Source organism: Spiroplasma cantharicola (genome assembly GCF_001281045.1).
In the GTDB taxonomy this organism is placed as follows: Bacteria; Bacillota_I; Bacilli_A; order Mycoplasmatales; family Mycoplasmataceae; genus Spiroplasma_A; species Spiroplasma_A cantharicola.
Window position 1 is genome coordinate 147,084 of record NZ_CP012622.1, and the last position, 17,996, is coordinate 165,079.

A 17,996-nucleotide genomic window follows, 5' to 3' on the forward strand; every position below is an offset into this window, starting at 1 on the left:
TTATCTGTTGCTTTTATTAGTAATATGCCTTATATTTTCCTAATAAAAGATGAAGAAGCAAAAACAATATCTATAAATTATAATAGCTCTGTAATTACTTTTATATGCAAATGAGGTAATTGATATTTATGTTTTAAGTAAAACAGATATTAAATAACTATAAAAAAATCAAAATTAAAAAAAGTACTTAAATTAAAAATTAAGCAAAAAAATTTAAATTAATAATAAAATATAAATATTAAAAGTTCACTTTTATTTGACTTATATATTTAAAGTAGTATGATTTAAATATTGAGATTATAAAATCTTTGAGGTGCATCATGAATATAAATGAAAATAATAAAGAGATAGCAGACTCCCAAAATGTCGCTGTAGGCGACGATTGGTATAAACTATCAAATAAAAAAATATGTAGTATATTAGAAACAAATCCTCAAACTGGATTATCAAATCAAGAAGCAAAATTAAGATTAGAAAAATATGGTAAAAACAATCTTCCAAAAAGTAAGAAGCCAAACTGGTTTATAATTTTTTTAAAAAGTTTTTTAGATCCATTAAGTTTAATAATGATTTTATCTGGTTTAGCTTCTGGTTTAGTATCAGCAATTTCGAAAAAAATTGAAACTGTGGATATAACAGGACTAGTTATTATTGCAATAATTGTTTTAACCAACTCTATCATTGCAACAATACAAGAGATTAAATCTTTAAATCAAGTTGCTAATTTAAATGAAAATAAGCAATTTGCAATTGTTTTAAGAAATTCAAAAAAAATTGAAGTTAATATTGAAGAGCTTGTACCTGGAGATATTATTTTTGTTAATTCTGGGGGCTTTGTACCAGCAGATACAAGAATTATTGATAATCAATTGCTTAGGATTGATGAATCAGCATTAACTGGAGAAAATGAACCTGTTAAAAAAATATCGGATTCAATTAAAGATAAAAACTTAATGCTAGGAGATCAAAAAAATATTGCTTTTATGTCTACTTTGGTCATCGAAGGTAAAATGATGGGTGTTATTTTTGGTACAGGTAAGGAATCTGAAATTGGAAAAATTGCAAATAAGATTACTTCACATAAACCTGAAAAAACACCTTTAGAAAAAAAAGTAACTTTACTAACAGCAATTATTGGTCTAACTTCAATTATATTAGGTTTAATTTTGTTTTTAACAGCATGATTTTTAAAAGACTCAATTCATCCTTCTTCTGGAGGAAGAGCTGATATAAAAAATCTTTTACTAGTTGCAGTTTCTGCTGCAATATCATTAATTCCAGAATCTCTAACTATTATTGTAAAAATTTGTTTAATGGTTGCGACTAAAAAAATGGCTAGAAAAAATGTTATTATAAAGAATCCGAAATCAATTGAGACCTTAGGGAATGTTAATGTTATTTGTTCAGATAAAACAGGAACTTTAACTCAAAATAAGATGACAGTAGATAAGATTTTTATTGATTTTGTTGAAAAAGATTTTAAAGATTTTGATAAAGTAAAGTATAAAGAATTAATAAATTGCATATCATTGTGTAGTGATGCAATTGTAGAAAAAGAAAAAATTGGAAGTGCAACTGAAATAGCTACTATTGAATTTATTAAAAAATTTGATATTAACTATATTAAAATGAGAAAAAATTATGAAAGAATTGATGAAATTCCATTTGATTCAAAAAGAAAATTAATGAGTACTTTAAATAATGTTGATGGAAAAGAAATGATTTATGTAAAAGGAGCAGTTGATTATTTATCAAATATTTGTACAAATAAATTTATTAATGGAAAAGTAACACCATTAACAGAAGATGATAGAAATATATTAAATGAACAATTATACAAATTTGCTAAAAGTGGATTGAGAGTCTTAGGTTTTGCACAAAAAGAATATAAAAACCCCAAAGATCCTTATGAAAGTAATTTGATATTTTTAGGTTGTGTGGCGATTATTGACCCGCCAAGAGAAGAAGTTAAAAAATCAGTTGAAGAAGCTAAAAAAGGTGGTATTCGTGTAATTATGATTACAGGTGACCATAAAATAACAGCTTTTGAAATTGCTTCACGTTTGGGAATTGCAGATGAAGTATTTGATGGAGTTTTAACAGGTCAAGATATTAATGAGTTATCAAGAGAAGAATTAAAACAAAGATTAAAAAGAACAAATGTTTTTGCAAGAGTTAACCCTGAGCATAAAGCTCTAATTGTGGATTTACTTCAAGAAGATAAAAATATAGTTGCTATGACAGGTGATGGGGTTAATGATGCCCCAAGTTTAGTTAAAGCTGATGTAGGTATTTCAATGGGAATTACTGGTACAGAAGTTGCAAAAAGTGTTAGTGATGTTATTTTAGCAGATGATAACTTTAAAAGTATTATTTCTGGTGTTAACTCAGGAAGAAATGTTTATGAAAAAATTAAATACTCAATATCATTTTTACTTGCAGCCAATATTAGTCAAATAATTACTCTATTGTTAATACTTTTAATAAATAAAGATATTGCTTTAAATTCAGTAAATATTTTATTTCATATTTTTATTATAGAAACAATCGTAGCAGTTCCTATTGGAATGCAAAAAGAGCGAAAAGGAGTTATGAAAAACCCGCCACCAACAACTAAGAGTGAAAGTCTACTTAAAGGCATTTGAGTTCAAATGATCATAACAACATTATTTAATACTTTATTTGCAGTTTTAAATTATCAAATTGCTGTTTGATGATTTGGTTATGGAACTGAAAGTTCTTTAGCTTTTGGTAAAACAGGAGTTTATATGGCAATCATGTATTCACCAATATTTTATTCAATATTATATAATAATTTTTTCTTGCCAATTAGAGCTACAAAGACTATTTGCGATGTTGATAAGTATAGACCAAATAAATGATTGTTAATTTTAATGGCGGTGGCTTTTGTAGTTACTAGTTTAACTTTAATACCAGTAGGGGTAATCAATGATTTCTTTGATTTTACAACTATAGGGTTGAACCCAATCTTGGCAATGATATTTTTTATCAATTCTTTATTGCCAACAGTGTTCATTTACTTTACTTATAAATTAGTTTTTAAATGAATTTAAGCCTTGAAGAAAACTTTATAGTCTTCTTTTTGCTATATAATAAGAGTTGTATTTAATATAAAGAAGGAAAATTACAATTATGGAAGATTTTGAATTACAAGTTGGTGGAGGTAAGTTTTTAAAAACTTTAGTCTACTACTTTATAAAAGAGTGAAAATTATCATTAGTAATGTTAGCTCATTGTATAATCATTGTTATATTAGCTTTGCTTTTACCAATACTAACATTTCAAATGACAGGAGCTATTAGCCTAAAAAATGATCCTAATAATGTAGTTCAAGGAACTAACATTATTACAAAAATATGAACAGACGATTGGCAGTTACTAGTTTATATTTCAATTGCAGTTGTTCTTATATACTGTGTTTTTTCTTATGTATATGATTATTTAGCATTTATATTGGGAAGAAGAATTGAAATTAGTTTAAGAAATAGATGTTTAGAAAATTTAGTTAGACAAGATATTTCATATTATTCAGATAAAAAAATTGGGGAAATATTGACAAAAATAGTATCTGATACTCAAATAGTTGGAGATCAAGCTGTTCAAGTTCCTTTACAATTTGGATTATCATTTTTCGAAATTATAGGTGCAGCGATTTTAATGTATATATTAAGTTGACAGTTGGCAACAGTAACTGTTATAACTTTTACTATAATAATGGCTTTAATGATGATTTGTTTCTTTGCAACAAGAAAAAAAGTTATTAAAGTAAGAGAAAGCATTACAGAAATTAATGGTAATGTAACTGATAGAATCGCCACTGTAAGATTAATTAAATCGTCAGGAACAGAAAATTATGAAACTGAAAGATTTAAAGAAGTTCATAAGGATTTTTATAAAAAATCAAAAAAAGTTGGAACAAGATTAGCACTTATGTTAACAATTATGTGAGGTGGAATCTTTGTACTTCAGTTTTCAACAGTTGTAAGCGCAATGCTAATTTATGGTAATACTGATCCAACTGTTTCAAAAGAATTTTTTGGAACTACATTTGCATCATATAATCTAGCTCAGGGATTAATGATTGGACCATTGTTTAATATTATGGCTGCGTTATTTGGATTAGCACAAGCTTCTGTTGCTTCACAAAGAGTAGATGATACTATTCATGCTAAGTCAATTATGGATTCACATTACTTTGATGGTGAGATTGTCAAATCAGTTAAAGGAGATATTCAATTCAAAAATTTAGAATTTGAATACCCAGAAAAACCAGGGAAAATTGTTTTACCAAAATTTAGTTTTACTTTTGAAGAAGGAAAATCTTATGCTTTCGTTGGTGAAACTGGTAGTGGAAAATCAACAATTGCAAAATTACTATTGAGATTCTATGACCCTTCAAAAGGTGAAATTATTATTAATGGAAAAACAAATTTAAAAGATGTTAATTTAGCAAGTTATTTAAACCATGTTGGATATGTAGAACAAGATCCTCAAATTCTTTATGGTGACGTTTTTGAAAATGTAAAATATGGTTCTTTTGATGCAACTGATGAAGAAGTAATCGAAGCATGTAAAAAAGCAGAGTTACATGAACTTGTTATGACTTGACCGGGAGGCTATGAAACTATTTTAGGAGAACGTGGATTCTTATTAAGTGGTGGGCAAAAGCAAAGATTAATCATTGCAAGAATGTTCTTAAAAAATCCTCAAGTTTTAATTTTAGATGAAGCAACTTCAGCTCTTGATAATATTGTGGAAAAAGAAATTCAAGCAAAATTAGATTTATTGATGAAGGGAAGAACAACTGTAACTATTGCTCATAGATTAAGTACAATAAAAAATGCTAATGAAATTATTGTTTTAGGTGGTAATGGTGCTGGAATAGTCCAAAGAGGTAAATTTAGTGAATTAAGAGATCAACCAGGTCACTTCCAAAAACTTTATAAAGCAGGGTTAATTGAATAATATAAAAAACAAATATCTAATATTTGTTTTTTATATGCAAAAAGACGCACTTTTTACAAAAAATTAATAAAAAAGATTGATTTTAATAATATTAATATGCTATTATGAATAGGTAGAAATCTATCTATGGCTTTTTAGCTCAGTTGGTAGAGCAACCGGCTGTTAACCGGTTGGTCGCAGGTTCGAGTCCTGCAAAAGCCGCCATTTTGATGGCCTGTTGGTGAAGCGGTTAACACACACGGTTTTCATCCGTGCACACACGGGTTCGAACCCCGTACAGGCTACCATTTTTATATTTTTCTTTGGAGTGTTAGCTCAGTTGGGAGAGCTCCTGCCTTACAAGCAGGCGGTCGGCGGTTCGAGCCCGTCACACTCCACCATTTTTTTATGCTGATGTGGCTCAATTGGCAGAGCAACTGACTTGTAATCAGTAGGTTGTAGGTTCAAGTCCTATCATCAGCACCATAAGGAAAATATCATCAACCATACTTGGTTGTTTTTTTATTCTGAAATATATGTATTATATTATTAAAGGAGCAAATTAATGAAAAAAAGCTTATCTTTAATTACATATATATCCTTATCAGTATTTCTTTTAAATCAAATTTTGGTTATTGCTTTTATTAAAAGCATTTATTATGAATTGAATAATAAATCTCTTGAAGATATAGTCTATATAATTGTGATTTCATCAATAGTATTTTTATTAATAGTAGCTTTTGTCGCTTTTATATCTATTATTAAAAACACAACTAAATCTACTTTTGTCGGCTCAATTATATTGATTATTTTGGGTATTATATTATTCTTTACTATAATTTCATTCACTTGAATATTTGGAATTATAAATATTATTTGTGGTTTAATCTTTATTTCAATTGGGTCAATTCATTTAAAAACTACGAGGGAATACTTATAATTTTTCTCTTTAATTATTTGATTAAAACAAAAAAAATGTTATTATAAATTTGTTATTTTAATCGTCTCGTTAGCTCAGTCGGTAGAGCAACTGGCTTTTAACCAGTGGGTCATAAGTTCAAGTCTTATACGGGACACCATTCATCCGGAATTGGCGGAATTGGCAGACGCACCAGACTTAGGATCTGGCGTGGTAACACGTGGGGGTTCAAGTCCCTTATTCCGGACCATAAAGATTTTTAAATCACTTGCCAGTGATTTTTTTTATTTTTTAATTAAAATATTGCAATTTAATTTTATATTGTGTATATTCTTCTTTAAGAAAAGTTTGAGGAATTCTATGAAAAATTTTAACTGACTAATCAAAAACAATAAGTTAGAATACAGAGATTTTTATATTTCTCATTCTTTTCAATTTTCTAAATTATTTATATCTAATTAATCAACCATTTTATTGGTTGATTTTTTTTGTAAATATTTTAGTTTGAAAGGAGAAAATATGGAAGAAATTAAAAAAATTAATTTAGTTTTAGAACCAAATCAAAAACCAAAAAATATTGGTCAATGAATTGTTTTATCACTTCAACACGTCTTTGCAATGTTTGGAGCAACTGTGTTGGTTCCAATTATTATAAATAGTCTTTCTCAAAAAGGGGAAGTTATAAATATATCAATGGCACTTTTTTGTTCTGGAGTAGGAACATTAATTTATATTGCCCTTACAATGGCAAAAGTACCAATATATTTGGGAAGCAGTTTTGCTTATATGACGGTTTTAGGAATTGGATGAAATCAATGGGGAAACTCAATTTTTATTGCTGTATTTGCTGTTGGAGTTGTCTATATTTTTATGGGATTTTTAATTCATTGAACTGGAGTGCAATGAATTAAAAAAGCCTTTTCACCAATAGTCGTAGGTCCAATAATAATTACTATTGGTCTTAGTGCAGTTCCAAGTGCATTAGAAAATATTGGTTTTGTAGCAAAGAATAATGCATGAGGTAATTACCCTCAGTGATTGGCAATTCTAATTGGAGTTATAACTTTTCTTGTAGCAGCTATTTGTATGTTAAAAGCAAAGAGCTTTGTTAAAGTTATTCCAATTTTAATTGCTTTAAGTGTGGGATATATTATTTGTATAATTTTACACTTCTCTTTAATAAAAAATAATTGAACAATATTAAATACCCAAGGTATTGCAAACCCAAATAATTGAGAATGATATCCAAGTTTTAAGAAGATATGAGATGTAAATCCTAATACAATTGGACCAGCATTGGTTGCAATTGTTCCAATATCATTAGTTACTATGGTTGAGCATTTAGGTGATCATATAAATATTGGAACAATGACTGGAAGAGACTTTATCAAAAATCCAGGAATTAGTAGAACCTTAATGGCAGATGGGGTGGCTATGAGTTTTGCTGGATTAATTGGTGGTCCTGCAAATGCAACTTATGCAGAAAATACAAGTGTTGTTGGTTTAACAAAAGTTGCAAGTGTTTGAGTTACAGGATTAGCAGCCATATTTGCAATAATAATGAGTTTTATTGCTCCTATAAATGAAATAATAAAAATGATACCAGTACCTGTAATGGGTGGGATTAGTTTAATGCTATTTGGAATGATTGCTTCAAATGGAATTAAAATTATGATTGATTCAAAAGTAGACCTTAAAGATGCTAAAAACTTAGTTGTAATATCAGTTATTTTAGCAATAGGAATTGGAATGTCAATTATGAAAGAAGATATTGTAATTGGCTCATTCCATATTACAGGATTATTCTTAGCAACATTTTCTGGAGTAATGTTGAATTTGTTGCTTCCAAAGCATGATAATGCTGGAATTTTAACAATATTTAATAGTTTCAAAAGAAAACCCAAGCAAGATAGTGTTGATAGTAATAAAAAACAAATCAAGAATAAAAAAGATAAATAATTAAATAAATGTCTATGAAATTATGGAAATGATTCAAATTAATTGAATCATTTTTTAATTGACTTCCTAAACTAATATATTTGATTTATAATCATAATTGACAAATCGAGGTGAAATTATGAAATTAAAAGAAAATGTTCTTATTTTTTCAGACTTAGATGGTAGTGCTCTTGCAAGTACACATGAATTTAGTGAATTTACAAAAAATGTTGTAAAGAAGGTTTATGATAAAAACTATTACTTTATTCCAGTAACTGCAAGATGTACAAAAGATACCTTTGAACAACAATCAATTTACTTAGAACTAGACAAGTTAGGTGGAATTGCTGCGGCAAATAATGGAACTCATATATATGATTTTAAAAAAAATAATTGAATAAGAAAAGAATATATCTCTAAAGACACATTGAAACAAATTTTTAATATAACTTATGGAAAAATCGGAAAATATAAAGTACATTTTATTGCAGATGATGCTTATTTTGTTTATGGTCCTGGTGAAAATTCCTTCTATTGATCAGAAATTATGAAAATAGATTATAAAGTAATTGATTCTTTTGAAGAAATTGATAAGGAAATTAATCATATTACCGTTGTTTTAGAAAAGGAACCAAGCCAGGAAAGTATTGAATTATTTTATAAAAATTTTGCTATTATAAGTAATGAACTTGATATAATAAAATATACAGATAGAGTTTATGAATTGGCAATTAAAGGAATTCATAAAGGATCTGTAGTTAAAGAAGTACTAAACTATTTGGGTTTGGATCAATCAAATACAACAACATTTGGATTTGGTGATAGTTTTAACGATTTTGAGTTAGCTCAGGAAGTTGACAATTTTATAGCAATGGAAAATGGTTTGAAAGAACTAAAAGAAAAAGCATCATTTATAACTAAAACAAATGATGAAAATGGTGTAGCTAATTATATAATAGAAAATATTTTATAAAGGAGAGAAAAATATGGCAGTTAAAGTAATAGAAACAGTAGAAGAATTTAATCAAGAAATTTCAAAAGAAGCCACAGTTGTGGATTTTTATGCAGAATGATGTGGACCTTGTAAAATGTTTGCACCGATATTTGATTTAACTTCAAATGAAGAAAGTTCAGTAAATTTTATTAAAGTAGATACGGATAAACTAAAAGAAGTAGCATTAAAATATAATGTTATGTCAATTCCAACTATTATTATGTTTAAAAATGGTGAAGTTGTTAAACAAAATAGTGGGTTTATGCCAAAAGATATATTAAAGCAATTTATTAAATAAGGGGGCATAGGAAATTGATAAAGTTAATAGCACTTGATATTGATGGAACTTTAGTAAAAAGAAGAAATGTAGTATCTAAGAAAAATATTAAAGCCATTAAAGAGGCAAGAAAAAAAGGTATTAAAATTTGTATTGCTACAGGTAGAAATATATCAAGAGCTAAAAATATTGCAAAGGCAATTGGCCTTGATTCAGCTCAAGAGTTTTTAATAAGTTTAAATGGAGGAGCTACTTTTAAATACAATGAAAATGCAGAACCTATTATGGTGGAAGAGCATTTATTTGAATTAGAAGATTTTAAATTTATTTATGATGTAGCTAAGGAAAATAAACTAAGCTGTTTTAGTTATGCAAAAGATCCAAATATTGCATATATTTTAAAAAGAGATTTATTTACCTATGTATTGAAAAAATTTTCTCATAGAAAATTAATCAAATATAATCGCGAAACAGTAAAAGATACTTCATATAAAATTGTTGTTTATGGAAAGCCAAAAGGTATTTCTACACTTAAAAATAAATTAAAGGATAAAGAATTTGAAATGTTTTCATGAAGCTATGTTCCGCATTCTTCTAATGTTGAAATTAATCCAAAAGGTGTTGATAAACTATATTCACTTCAAAATGTTGCAAAGTCTTATGGTATAAAAGCTGAAGAAATAATGTATTTTGGAGATAGTGATAATGATCAAAAAGCTCTTCAATGAGCTGGTCAAGGAATTGCAATGGGAAATTCTAAAAAACATTTAAAAGAAATTGCAACAGATTCAACAAAAACTAATAAGAAACATGGAGTAGGCTACTGAATTCAAAAGACAATACTAGTCTAAAAGCAATCTTAAACAAATTGAAACATAATAAAATATTTTATTATGTTTCAATTTTAATGTAATTTTATATTTTATTAAATTTATAATTTTTTGATTGTTTAAAATAGGGAAATTCTTTTATAAAGGAGATATTATGAAAACAAAATCAAAAATTATATTAATTGCTTTTATGAGTTTATTACTGATGACTTCAATTATTCTTCCCGTGATTTTTATTTTTTCAAAAAATGGTAGAGATATTATTTTGGATAATAAAAGATCAGCTGTTTGACAAACAGGACCTTTAAAGAATGAAGATAAGAAAGAGTTGGAAAGTTCTCATACACTATCTTATTTTTTTGGTGAAACAGAATTTAATTATGCAACTTATAAAAGGGATAGTAAAAATTATACTTTTTATGGCGATGAGCAAAACGTTAAGAGAACAAAAATTTATAATAAAAAAATAAATTTATGAAAAAATGATACATTTGAAGAGCAAATAATTTTATTTAAAAATGTTAATGAAGATGTTGTTAAAAATATTAATATTGAAGTTTTTAATCAAAATGAAGATATAGATGTTTCAGCACATATTATTAATCCAATAAAGAATAATAATACTACAAAAGCAAACAATGATCTAATTCCTTTAGGAGAATTTTATACTTTTGATGAAATAACTAACAATGTAGAAATTAGTGAAATGCCTTTAAGTTTTCAACCAATACTAATTCGATATGCTAGTAAAGATAAATCAAATGTAGGTAGATTGAAATTCAAAATTAATTATAGTATTAATAATGTTATAAAAGAAATTATTATAGATAAAGAATATCAAATTAATAATAAATTAGAATATAAGGTTTCTGATTTTGGATCTAGTGCAATGTTCTTTCCAAATACTTCTTCAAAATTTATTTTAAAAAATTTAAATGAAGTAGTTACAAAAAGAAAAATTGATTATAGTGATGAAGATAATATAGATTTTGAGGATTCTAAAAAATTAAAAAAAATAATTAAACTTGAAAATCCCTTATTGCCAAATGATTCAGAAGTATTTGAAGTAGAAGAAAAAGACGATTTTATAAGAGTTTGATTAAAATCAAAGACATACAAATATGTAACAACTGCTGGTAAACAAATTGATTATATTAATGTTGATTTTTATAAAAAAATTAATCAAGAGTATTTTTTAGATTTAAATAATGAATCACAAGCAACAAAAATTATTGGAAATTATGACTATGCAATAGTAGATGATATTACAAGAACTCTTCCAAAGTACCTAGATACAAACTCTTTGGTTACAAGAGATAATATTTTAGGACGAAAAATTAAAGATATGAGTGAAAGATCAAATTATGAAAGTATATCAGTTCCAAATTTTGGTTTGGGTAATTTTATAAAATATGTTTTCACTCCTCATCAAGATGAAAAAAATGTTATAAAAAGCTTTATGGGTGAAACTTTGGAAGAAGTTTTTAGTAAAACAGCAGATAAAGGTATTTGAGAATTAGATTTTAAAGTATTTGATAGATATGTTAAGTTCCTAAAGGATAGTGGAGTAAAAAATATTTTAATTCCAATAGGTTCAAGAGGAAATTCTAATATGTTTAATTTTTTTGTTAAAGATTCAGACCAAAGAGCTTATCAAGTTGCTGCCAATAGTTTATATGTAGATAGTTATGGTGAAATTACACCAGATGGAATTGCAGTAATAAATCAAATGATACCGTTATTACGTGATCAATTGGCAATTCACGCATCTCAAAATCAAACTATATACGAAGATATCAATATTTATTATTCTTATGATGAATTTTCAGCTGAAGTAAATAATTTATCAATTGATATTTTTAAAGATATTGATGATACATACAAAGACTTTTGAAAAAGTCACTTGTATGGTGGTTGACAATTTCAGTTAGAATCTAAAGATTTTGAAGGTCTTGAAAATGCTTTAGATGTTTATGATTATGTGACTCTCCAACAAAGAGAATTTATTTATGAATTTAGTAAAAGCAAGGATATGCTAGAGGATCTAATTGAATACTTTAATAAAAGAAATTCTGATAATAAAAAAACTCATATATATTCTTCATGAAATAATTACCCAGCAACTTATTTAAATAGTAATGGTTATGAAATGTTATGAGCCATGTTATTTTCATTTAAAGTGGGAGCACATGGTTATGATAGGTATCAAGTAGATGGTTATAAAAATGATATCTCGTTAGATGGTGAAGTTTTAGACCCAACAAAAGAACCAGGAGATTCATTTTATATTTATCCTGGTGATTCAAATGAAATGTTTGATAGTTTAAGATACGTTAATATGATTAAAGGTATTAATCTTGTAAATAAAGCAAAAATTATTTTAAAAGAAAGTTCAAATTATAGTAACTATAAAGATATATTACAATTTGATACAAAAGAAGAAAATAGATATATTAATGAAAAATGAAATTTAAATTATTATGATTTTAATAATAATTTTTCAACTAGAAGTTTATCAGGTCAAGCAACTTATATTAACTGATTAATTAGAAATTATAATTTTTAAAATAGAAATATTAGATTTTATTGATAAAATAAAATCTTTTTAATATTTATTTTAACTTTATTATATTTATTTATATATAATAATGTTATTAAAAACACAAAGGAGAATTACTATGAAATTACAATCAGTAACAAACATCAATCAATATCTAATTACTGAGTGATTTAATGTAGTAATTACTCGTGTTGAATGATTTGAAAAAGTCTTAGAGACTGAAATGCTCCTCCTGATTGCGTAATCCATTTTAATAAATTACGCGTTAAAAATTTAATATTTTTTAAAGGAGACATATTATGAACAACAATAATATTTTAGAGATTAGAAATCTTACTAAAAGTTATGATGGAAAAGTTGTTTTAAAAGGTGTTAGTTTTAATATTAAAGAAGGAGAGTTTATAACTCTTTTAGGACCATCTGGTTGTGGTAAGACAACTACTTTAAATATCATTGGAGGAAGAGAAAAACAAGACTCTGGTGATTTATTATTTGAAGGAAAAGACCTTACTCCAATTCCAAGTAATAAAAGACAAATAAATACAATTTTTCAAAATTATGCACTTTTCCCTCATTATGATGTTTACGATAATATTGCTTATGGATTAAGAGTTAAAAGAGTTAAAGAAGATCTAATAACTAAAGAAGTAATGCAATATATCAAAAAATTTTCATTAGAAGGTATGGAAAATAAAAGGGTTCATGAATTAAGTGGTGGTCAAAAGCAACGTGTTGCAATTGCTAGAGCACTTATTTTGAAACCAAAAATTCTACTTTTAGATGAACCTATGTCAGCTCTTGACGTTCAATTAAGAAAAAGAATGCAAGATGAGTTAAAAGAACTTCAAGAAGAAATTGGAATTACTTTTATTTTAGTAACCCATGATCAAGAAGAGGCTTTGACTTTAAGTGACAGAATAGTTGTTATGAATGATGGAGCAATTCAACAAATTGGCTCTCCAGAAGAAATTTATAATGAACCTGAAAATAACTGAGTAGCTAATTTTATTGGCGTATCAAATGTTATTGGTGATGGTGAATTTATCAAAGACTTAAAAGTTAAATTTGATGGTAAGGAATTTGAATGTACAGATAAAGGTTTTGGAGAAAATGAAAAAAATATTGATATTGTTTTAAGACCTGAAGATTTAAAAATTCAAAAACCAGATAAAGGATTCTTTAATGGTGTAGTTGAAAATATTATTTTTAAAGGTGTCCATTATGAGATAACTATTAAAACAAAAAATAGAAATTATATTGTACACACAACTGAATTTCATGATTTTGATAAAGAAGTTTCTATTAAATGAAATCCCGATGATTTACATATTATGTGAAAAGAGATAGATGAATAATTTAGATAACGAAAAAGACATTATTAAACAAAAAAATAATGTTGAAGTCGAAAAAGAATTAGACGATATTGAAAATATAGAATCTGAAGGAACAGAAATAGAAACAGAAATACCAAAAGTAAAATTAAAAGAAAAAATTCAGGAATTTAAAATTGTTAAGGGAATCAAATCAAAAGTCTGACCAATTATGTTGCCATTTATGGTTGTTATGGGCTTTTTAGTTATACTTCCATTATTGGGAATAATTATATTTTCAATTGTTGAAGCTACAGGCAATAGTATAAAATTTAAACTTGATTTTTCAAACTTTGTTAAACTTTTAACATCAGGATCAATTATGTATGTTTTATTTTTATCACTAATGTATGCCTTCATAGCAAGTATTATTTGTGTTGCTTGTGCTTATCCAATAGCATTAATTATGGCACAACTAAAAAATAAATTATTAGCCAAAAATGTTTGAGTACTTGTTACATTACCAATCTGAATAAGTATGATATTAAAAATTCTTGGACTGAGAAGTTTATTTTTAGTGATATCTCCAAGTGTTTTAGGAACACCAATAGCAGTTATTATTGGAATGGTATATATGTTTTTACCATTTGCAATATCTCCAATTTATAATGCAATTGAAAATCAAGATAGAAATTATTATTTGGCTGCTTTAGATTTAAAAGCTAGCAAGTCAAAAGCATTTTGACATACGACTTTTAGACAATCATTACCAGGAGTTTTTGCTGGCTTTACATTAGTATTAATTCAAGCAGCAACATCACTTCTAATTGTTAGATATATGGGTGATGGAAAAATAAACTTGATTACTTCAATTATAGAAAATTATTTCTTTAGAGGAACTGATTTTACTTTCGGAGCAACAATAGCAATTGCATTGGCATTACTTTTATTTGCAATTATGGGAATTATGAAATTAATTTCAAATAAATTCGAAGTAAGGGGGTCAAAAAAATGAAAAAATTCATCAAATCAAGTTACTTCTTAATAATGATGTTATTTATTTATGTACCAATAGCAGTTATGATTATTTTCTCATTCAATTCTGGAAGTAGTGTTACAAGTTGAAGTGGTTTTAGTCTTGAATGATATAGTGCATTAGTTAATAATTCACCATTTATGAAATCAATAACAGTATCTTTATTTGTAGCAATGGTTTCTACAATAATGTCATTATTAATTGGAATGATGGCTGTTGTGGGACTAACTAAAATTAGAAAAAGATCTTCAGATAACTGAGTAAGAATAGCAAATATACCTTTAGTAAATGCTGATGTTATTACAGCTGTTGGATTAATGCTTTTATTTGTTCTTGCAGGACTAAAATTTGGAATTGTTACTTTGATTGCAGCACATATTTCGTTTAATGTGCCATATGTAATCATTACAGTTCTACCATTTATGAACAGAATTGATAAAAACATTCTAGAAGCTTCAAAAGATCTTGGAGGAAATCAAAGACAAACTTTTTATAAAGTTGTTCTTCCAATTTTAACACCATGTATTATTACTGCAGCTGCAATTTGTTTTGCAATGAGTTTTGATGATTTTATTATTTCTTACTTTACTGGTGGAGGTCAAACTAACGTATCAACTTTTATTTATACTGCAAAAAGAATGCAACCATACATAAATGCTTTTGGAACTTTATTAGTAGCTTCAATTGTAGTTATAGTTTTAATTTGAAATATAATTCAAATTGCTTTACAAAAATCAAAAGATGTAAAAATTCAAATTAAAAAAGGTGAGTATAAAATAAAACTAATTAGTAGAATTGAAAGTGAAATAAAATATCTACAAAGTTGTCTTTCAACTGGGACAAGAACCCAAAAATCGAAAAATTTAAGGCTTTTAGCAAAATATAAATTATTAAAAATACAATTCAAATTATTAAATAGTAAAAATAATAATAAAAAGATTAGTAAATTAGAATGAAAAAAGGAAATAATTTCTTCAGAGATTAAAACTGAAAAAAGATATTTTACAATATTTAAAAAATTGAATATTAAAAAGTCTCAAATTGAATCAAAAATACAAAAAATGACAAATGAGAAAAAGATAAGAAAATTTGAACAAGTACTAAGTAAACTTGAAAGAAAAATTAATAAGTATGAAAAAGAAATTGAATGAATTAATGAAAGAAATGAAATTGATAAAGAGAAAGCTTTGGAAATTGGACAGCAAGTAATTGATTTAAAAGAGGAATTAGCAAATTTAGAATATCCAAATTCAAAAGAAATTTCTTGATATAACAAAAAAATAAAGGAACTTTCTATTAAAAGAGATAGTTTACTTGAAGGAAGAAATCAATACAAATTAAGAATGACTATTGAAAAACTTGCTTTATTACAAAAAGAAAATGAAGAAAAATCAAGAAAAAAATATGAACAATTAAAATTAATTAAATCAAAAGTGTTTAGAAAAATTTCACTTGTTGATTCAATTGATAAACAAATAAATTTATTAGATAAAGATGATGAAAATTATTCAGTTAAATTAGTTGAATTACAAGAAATTAGAGAAGAAAAACTTAAAGAGGCGACTGAAGCAATTAATTCTAAATTATCTTCAAAAGAAGAAAAATTAGAAAAAGTTAATAATTATGTAAAAGCTAAAAGAGATAAATATTTTCCTGATGTTTTAGAAGAAACTTATGTTCCAAAATCAAATAGATGAATTAAAAGAAATTGAAAACAACTTACAATGGGATCAGCTTTGTTAATTTCATTTTCATTATTAACAACAGCTTATATAATGAATAATATTTATGATTTAGTAATTGGAAATTGAGGAAGTTATATTGATGTTAATTTAATTACTAAGTTCGAAAAAGAAACAGGGTATAAAGTTAATTATCAACAATATGATTCAAATGAGTCACTTTATAATAAAACATATACTTTTAATTATGACATAATGGTACCAAGTGATTACATGGTTGAAAAATTAGCTACAGAAGGTGCCTTGCAAAAAATTGATTGAGATAAAGTTGAAACAATTGAAAGCCCAATTGAAAATCCTAGTTCTACAAGTTGTCAAAATTCTTTATTTCAAGATAATGAAGTAGTTCAAGAAAAACTACATTATAATTGCAATATTTTAGAAGCACATGAAAATCATAAATTTAAGGATGCCGAAGATAGTTCTTCTAATCTATTAGATTATTCAATTCCATGATTTTGAGGAGATGTTAGAATTGTATTTAACCTAGGTGATATGGTGAATGGGCAATTCAAAGAAAATACAAAACTAGTAAATTTCTTAAAAGAGCAAGATGTATTTAAAAATCAAGCTAACCAAAAACGTGTATTCTATGAAATTGATCCTGATAAGTTATCATGAGATATTTTATGAAAAGGAGCTGAAGCTGGATTTAATCTTGCATTAAATGAAGATCCAAAAAATGTTTTTATGTATGGTTTTGAAAAACTATATGGAAATGTAGAGGCAAAAGATGGACTTAAAGTTAATGAAACATTGTTAACTAAACAACAACAAATTGATAATGTTTCAAGTGAAATTAAAAATCTTGTAAGTTATAGAAATGTTGGATTATATGGTGATCAGCTTCAAGATAAAGTTCATGATAGAGATTTTGATATTGCAGTAATGTATAATGGTGATTTAATTTATGCAACCCAAGATGATTATGAAAGTGAAGTTGAAGAAGATAATTTGAAGGTGGTTCGTGAAGAAGCACAAACAAATAGTTTTGATTTTACAATAATATCTGAAGTACCTAGAAAAGATTTGACCAATAAAAATATTAAGATTTTAGATAAACAAGTTAAAAAAGAATCAACCAATTTATGAAGTGATAATCTTGTTATTTCAAGTGGCAATAGACACTTAGAAGCGACTTATGCATTTATAAACTTTATTTATAGTAGAGATTCACAAGAAGCTCTTGTTGATGAAACAGGAATGCCTACTGGATTTCAAGAAATATTAGAATATGGTATGACAAAAGGTGATGAATGAGAGAAATGATTTACACCTCAAGAAGGAGATTCATTTAGTTTTGATGAAAAATTTGATAATTACTTAGTTGATAAATTTAATCAGATAATTTCAACTAAACATTAATAAAAAAATGCAATATTTTGCATTTTTTTATTTTTTAAAGAAAAATATGATTATTAATTT

The 17,996-nt window shown here is 26.2% G+C and carries 11 protein-coding genes and 6 tRNA genes; all 17 read left to right on the forward strand.

Annotation, left to right across the window (positions count from 1 at the left end; genetic code table 4):
* The first annotated feature begins 320 nt into the window (after positions 1 to 320).
* The 17 genes from SCANT_RS00635 to potCD all read left to right on the forward strand — a co-directional run bounded on the left by SCANT_RS00635 (position 321) and on the right by potCD (position 17,936).
* Positions 321 to 3,074 (forward strand): cation-translocating P-type ATPase, encoded by a 2,754-nt coding sequence (locus SCANT_RS00635; protein WP_053945813.1) that lies wholly within the window; start codon positions 321 to 323, stop codon positions 3,072 to 3,074.
* A gap of 79 nt (positions 3,075 to 3,153) precedes the next feature.
* Positions 3,154 to 4,986 carry an ABC transporter ATP-binding protein gene (locus SCANT_RS00640; protein WP_053945814.1) on the forward strand — a complete coding sequence of 611 codons (1,833 nt, stop codon included), beginning with the start codon at positions 3,154 to 3,156 and terminating at the stop codon, positions 4,984 to 4,986.
* 128 nt (positions 4,987 to 5,114) lie between these two features.
* Positions 5,115 to 5,190, forward strand: a tRNA-Asn gene (locus tag SCANT_RS00645).
* A 7-nt stretch (positions 5,191 to 5,197) separates the two neighbouring features.
* A tRNA-Glu gene (locus SCANT_RS00650) sits at positions 5,198 to 5,273 on the forward strand.
* A gap of 17 nt (positions 5,274 to 5,290) precedes the next feature.
* A tRNA-Val gene (locus SCANT_RS00655) sits at positions 5,291 to 5,366 on the forward strand.
* Between the two features lie 9 nt (positions 5,367 to 5,375).
* Positions 5,376 to 5,451: transfer RNA gene (locus SCANT_RS00660), tRNA-Thr, on the forward strand.
* Positions 5,452 to 5,530: 79 nt separating this feature from the next.
* A complete protein-coding gene (locus SCANT_RS00665; RefSeq protein WP_053945815.1) occupies positions 5,531 to 5,905 on the forward strand; it encodes a hypothetical protein in 375 nt (124 codons plus the stop codon).
* A 63-nt stretch (positions 5,906 to 5,968) separates the two neighbouring features.
* Positions 5,969 to 6,044 (forward strand) — tRNA-Lys (locus SCANT_RS00670).
* Between the two features lie 5 nt (positions 6,045 to 6,049).
* Positions 6,050 to 6,134 (forward strand) — tRNA-Leu (locus SCANT_RS00675).
* A gap of 269 nt (positions 6,135 to 6,403) precedes the next feature.
* Entirely contained in the window at positions 6,404 to 7,843 is a 1,440-nt protein-coding gene (locus SCANT_RS00680) for a uracil-xanthine permease family protein (RefSeq protein ID WP_053945816.1), read from the forward strand.
* Between the two features lie 118 nt (positions 7,844 to 7,961).
* The gene (locus SCANT_RS00685) at positions 7,962 to 8,795 is read left to right on the forward strand and encodes an HAD hydrolase family protein (RefSeq protein WP_053945817.1); all 834 of its coding nucleotides are present in this window, start codon (positions 7,962 to 7,964) and stop codon (positions 8,793 to 8,795) included.
* 13 nt (positions 8,796 to 8,808) lie between these two features.
* The gene (trxA, locus tag SCANT_RS00690; RefSeq protein WP_053945818.1) at positions 8,809 to 9,114 is read left to right on the forward strand and encodes a thioredoxin; all 306 of its coding nucleotides are present in this window, start codon (positions 8,809 to 8,811) and stop codon (positions 9,112 to 9,114) included.
* Positions 9,115 to 9,128: 14 nt separating this feature from the next.
* A complete protein-coding gene (locus SCANT_RS00695; RefSeq protein WP_053945819.1) occupies positions 9,129 to 9,944 on the forward strand; it encodes a Cof-type HAD-IIB family hydrolase in 816 nt (271 codons plus the stop codon).
* 133 nt (positions 9,945 to 10,077) lie between these two features.
* Entirely contained in the window at positions 10,078 to 12,489 is a 2,412-nt protein-coding gene (locus SCANT_RS00700; RefSeq protein ID WP_053945820.1) for a glycoside hydrolase domain-containing protein, read from the forward strand.
* Between the two features lie 293 nt (positions 12,490 to 12,782).
* Positions 12,783 to 13,838 carry a spermidine/putrescine ABC transporter ATP-binding protein gene (potA, locus tag SCANT_RS00705; protein ID WP_053945821.1) on the forward strand — a complete coding sequence of 352 codons (1,056 nt, stop codon included), beginning with the start codon at positions 12,783 to 12,785 and terminating at the stop codon, positions 13,836 to 13,838.
* On the forward strand, positions 13,831 to 14,838 hold the full coding sequence (gene potB, locus SCANT_RS00710) for a spermidine/putrescine ABC transporter permease (protein ID WP_053945822.1): 1,008 nt from the start codon (positions 13,831 to 13,833) through the stop codon (positions 14,836 to 14,838). Before potA ends, potB begins: the two co-directional genes overlap by 8 nt.
* Positions 14,805 to 17,936, forward strand: a complete 3,132-nt coding sequence (gene potCD / locus SCANT_RS00715; protein WP_053945823.1) for a spermidine/putrescine ABC transporter permease/substrate-binding protein — start codon at positions 14,805 to 14,807, stop codon at positions 17,934 to 17,936. Before potB ends, potCD begins: the two co-directional genes overlap by 34 nt.
* Positions 17,937 to 17,996 lie beyond the last annotated feature (60 nt).